Raw genomic sequence first — 4,195 nt, 5'->3', positions numbered from 1 at the left:
GTTGCAGAGCCAGCGAATCGCAACCTGCGAGACCGGTCAACGTCTACAAAGACTTAACCCTTACCAGATTTGATTCCGATACCGTTTCCGGTCAGGTTCTTAGAGCTCAGATCAGGGGGGCCAGTAGCAGAGCGAATTCGTAACAGGCTCCCTGGACGGTTTTTATGCGCGAGGCTTACCGACGGGCGGCCAACTGACCATTAGGGATATTCCTGAGACCGCACACGAAGAGTCCTAAGAACGGCGAAGCACGATCGCATCGAACTGACCATTGAGGATGCGGCGGAAGCTGTCGCCGCGTTTGCGATTGCTCCGAAGACAATGTTTTCTGGAGATCAGCGCTAAAGATCCCATCAGCGACGAACGCACGACACAGCCAAAACATCTGACGGCGACCCGGACTCATCAACGCCCCAGCCGCTGCGATCGTGAACCCACCATCCGCTAAATTAATCATCATGCGCAAAGGACCCACACAAGATCATCGCAGCAGTCAAAAGAGGGCATCAAGTGTTAGATTCTATACACTAGTTGTCACTGGGCATCCGGTGGGCGAAGTCTGTTGCTCAAATAAGGAGCCGCGCCATGAGCAGCCGACGGGAATTCTTGATAGGTGGCACTTCTTTAGTGGCACTCCTGACAACACCGGCGCGTGCACAGTCGATCCCTCTGTCACCGAACTGGGCACGTGCGATACCCGCTGGCCCTGATGTGAGGGTCAAGATCACCGAGGAATACGCCAAGAGCGTCGGACGAGATGCCTATTTTTGGGCTTGGCCCATGGTGAATATCTATAATCGCCGGATAGCGTTCCCACACGTGAAGGAGGCAGTAAAATCAGGGCCTTTGCTCCAAGCGCCCCTTAATCAAATAGCCATGCCGACCGATTACGTGGACCCGGAAGAGCGGGCCGTCGCCTGCCCAAATCAGGACGTCGTTTACGGCATTGGCACGCTCTCGATATCTCGCCGGCCGTGGTACAAGTGCCTGACTTCGGTGATCGTTTCTGGGTGTATCAAGTCGTCGATCTGCGGACCGACAGCTCTGTTCAACTCGGCAAAATGTACGGCACGACATCAGGCTTCTATCTGTTGGTCGGCCCAAGCTGGAAAGGTGACGTGCCGAAGGGAATCACGAAGGTTTTTCGTTCGCCTTCCAACACCGGCATGATTGCGCCCCGTGTCGCACAGGAAGACACCCCCGAGGACAAACGCGTCATCCAGTCCGTCTTGCCCTCTGTCATGGTGTATCCGATCGCTGATTTCGATGGGAAGATGAAGAGCAAGGATTGGGCAAATATGCCAAGGGTCCCCGCACCGCCCGCAGGGGACGAGGAGACGCAGTGGGTGCTGCCAGAAAAATTCGTTGACGAACTCGGGGTGGTTCCTTGCCGATGCGCCACCGCTGCCGGGTGAGGAAGCCCGCTATGCACAAGCCCTGGCGGTGTTGGCGGCGGCCAAAGATAATCCGAAACTGAAGCAGGCGATGACAGAAGGGGCAACCGAAGCCGATGAGCGTTTTGTGAAGCCCTTTTCCAATTCCGCAATTACGGCCAACAGCTACCGTACAACTGGAGCACGATCTCAAACGAAGCTGCTTTCGGCACCGACTATTACACCCGCACGGCCGTCGCAAAGTCCAATATCCTCGTCAATTCACCGAACGAGACAAAGTATTTCTACCAAGACCTCGATTCCAATGGTGCACGGCTCATCGATGCCAACCGCTACACCGTAATTTTTGCCAAGGACGCGACACCGCCAGTGAACGGATTCTTGTTGTTGCTAATTTACAATGAGCATCACTTCTTCATCAAGAATGCGATCAATCGCTTTTCGGTGGGTACTAAAAACAAGGACCTTCAACTGGCCGCTGACGGCTCACTTACGGCCTATGTCCAGTCCGATCCTCCGACCGATCCTGCCCAACGCGCCAACTGGCTGCCCGCGCCCAAGGGCGATTTTTCGCTCTATGTCCGAGCTTATTGGCCGAAATCGGAGATCACCGACGGCTCGTGGACGCCGCCGCCTGTGATCCGAGAGAGCGGCTTCCCACCCAAAGCGGATGCGACGGGCATGACCCGACCCAGCCGCCAACTATCAGATCACGCCATCGCATTGGCACCCATTCCCCGCTTTCTACCAATTCGGACGCTGCCTCGGACCCAACGCTGGCGCGGATGACTGAACGCGACAGTCCGAGAGGAAATTGGCCATTCGGCGATGGACTGCCTATTTGTGCCGCCATATCTTGAATGCAGGAGAACCAAGATAATTGCAAGCAATGGCAGCAGGGTGGATGACGGCACCAAGCCGAGCAGTCGGCCGCCGATGAAACTGCCGACGCTCGATCCGGCGGCCATCGCCAGAACGAAAATTCGGGTTTCACTGAGAACTATAAAGCTCCCATCGCGGCTATAGCGGGCGAACCCCACAAGCATTGTCGGCAGGCTCACCGCGAGTGACAGGCTCCCGGCAATGCTTGATGTCCGAGCCGAATAGCAAGACGAGCGTCGGGATGAGCAGTTCGCCGCCCGCAACCCCGAGCAACGCGGCGAAGACACCGATCGCAAACCCGGCGACAACGCCCGCAGCCACCTGAGCCGAACCGGCGAGCAAGGCTCCTGAACCCGTCGTGTTGCGGCACAGAAGCAGGATAACAGCGACCCCGGCCAGCAGCACCGCGATGAAGGGTGCTGGGTGGCATCATCGCAGGACGAGCATGCGCACCCGCTCATAGGGGCCCGATCAAATCTGATCATACTCCTTCGCTGGGTTTGTAAGCCCGACGCGGCGGCGCGGATCTTTCACGTATCAATACGCCAAGTTGTGCGAGCAAGCTTTCGCCTCTCCATTGATAGGTCATATCTGACCGATATATCCACAATAGTAATCAAATATGCTCAAAGGCTCAGCGCCATCTCCGTCTGGTCGTTCATGAAGGCAGGCTCGTAGTCGCGCGCAAACGCACCCGATACACCCGCCCGACGCAGGGCTTCACGCCATCCATCTGATATGCGTCGCGCGACCTCTCGGATCATCTGCCGCGCGACAGGCTCGGGAATCTCGAAAAATTCGCTGGCTTCCAGCGCGAGATTGACCGACCGGTCATGCGCGCCGCCCTCCAGGATCGCCGTTTCAAGATGCGGGTCGCGATCCGGCGCCGGGTTCACGTCGAAGACCGGAGACAATCGCCAGCGGCCAGCCCCTACATAGAGGAAGCCGTGGTTCTTCAGGTGATCGTCCTTGTTGGACACAAGGATCGTGAAGATCAGGCGCAAGAAGAGCTCACGAAAGTCGGCTTGCGGGTCGGCGGCGTGGGCCCGCATGAAATCCACAATCTCCGAATAGGACCCAAGCTCCGTCCCGGTTTTACCCAATGCGGTGCGCGCCGAGATATAGGGAATCCGGGAGGTTCCACGGCGATCGAACCGCTGGATCAGCGCCACCGGAAAGGGAGTGTCGATCAGTTCCAACCTGGTCGTGGGGGTACGAATACCACAGGCCTCAGCCAGGCGAAGCGTGGCAACCTCGACGCGCTCGATCGGCTGCTGATCGTGGACGGAGGTGAATTTGGCCAGCCAGAACGTATCGCCGTCCCTGACATTGGCCTTCGGACGTGCTCCGCCGGTACCGCCCGCGCCAGCCAGCACCCGCAACTTTTCGGCGGAGATCTCCTTGCCCTGCTCATAAGCCCGCGCGATGGCCGTGATGGTTTCAAGATCGATAAGGCGCGGCACAGCATCGGCTGCCTCGCCGCAGATAATCCCCCCCTTCGCATCCAGAAATCGCAATGCACCTTGACGGCAGGTGTCGTCGGACAGCGTCAGATACTCAAATTCGTTGAGGCCATTGCCGTAGGCGCGTTCGAGGAGCCTGCGTCCCCAACTGTCCGGGGCCGCATCGGCGAATACGCCGAGCAGCGCGTCGGACATATTCCCAGGCTGGCCAGACCTATGGAAAGGACCGCCTTCCAAAGGGACATCCGGTTGCACGGCAAAGGCGCGCGGATTCTTTATCCAGGCGAGGTCATAAGCGAAGGTCGAGAACTGTCGTGGCCCGGTCCGCGTGAAGCGCAACTGACCAACCGGAGTGAGGCTTTCGCCAAGCGCGACCTGAGCGACAAATTCGGGCATCAGAAGGACGCACCTTCGGGATCGACAACGTCCTCTCCGTCGTGGGCCGCTCCAGACTTG

The 4,195-nt window shown here is 58.2% G+C and carries 3 protein-coding genes and 1 pseudogene; 3 read left to right on the top strand and 1 reads right to left on the bottom strand.

Features of this window, described 5'->3' with window-relative positions; translation table 11 throughout:
• Positions 1-585 precede the first annotated feature (585 nt).
• The 3 genes and pseudogenes from GSQ89_RS40195 (at position 586) to GSQ89_RS38600 (ending at position 2,183) form a co-directional block, all read left to right on the top strand.
• Positions 586-1,415, top strand: a pseudogene (locus tag GSQ89_RS40195) (DUF1254 domain-containing protein).
• On the top strand, positions 1,366-1,737 hold the full coding sequence (locus GSQ89_RS39330; protein ID WP_254073298.1) for a hypothetical protein: 372 nt from the start codon (positions 1,366-1,368) through the stop codon (positions 1,735-1,737). The pseudogene GSQ89_RS40195 and the gene GSQ89_RS39330 overlap by 50 nt, the downstream one beginning before the upstream one ends.
• A complete protein-coding gene (locus tag GSQ89_RS38600; RefSeq protein WP_371734280.1) occupies positions 1,644-2,183 on the top strand; it encodes a DUF1214 domain-containing protein in 540 nt (179 codons plus the stop codon). Before GSQ89_RS39330 ends, GSQ89_RS38600 begins: the two co-directional genes overlap by 94 nt.
• 719 nt (positions 2,184-2,902) lie before the next feature.
• Here the strand turns inward: GSQ89_RS38600 and GSQ89_RS20750 are convergent.
• Entirely contained in the window at positions 2,903-4,135 is a 1,233-nt protein-coding gene (locus tag GSQ89_RS20750) for a type II toxin-antitoxin system HipA family toxin (protein ID WP_158928762.1), read from the bottom strand.
• Positions 4,136-4,195: the final 60 nt, after the last annotated feature.

Source organism: Acidisphaera sp. S103 (genome assembly GCF_009765975.1).
Lineage (GTDB): Bacteria > Pseudomonadota > Alphaproteobacteria > Acetobacterales > Acetobacteraceae > Rhodopila.
This window is presented reverse-complemented; position numbering and strand designations above follow the sequence as displayed.

What these genes read in the sequence shown, in the direction of transcription:
- GSQ89_RS20750 (WP_158928762.1), bottom strand. Translation starts at nt 4,135, where the DNA reads ATGCCCGAATTTGTCGCTCAGGTCGCGCTTGGCGAAAGCCTCACTCCG.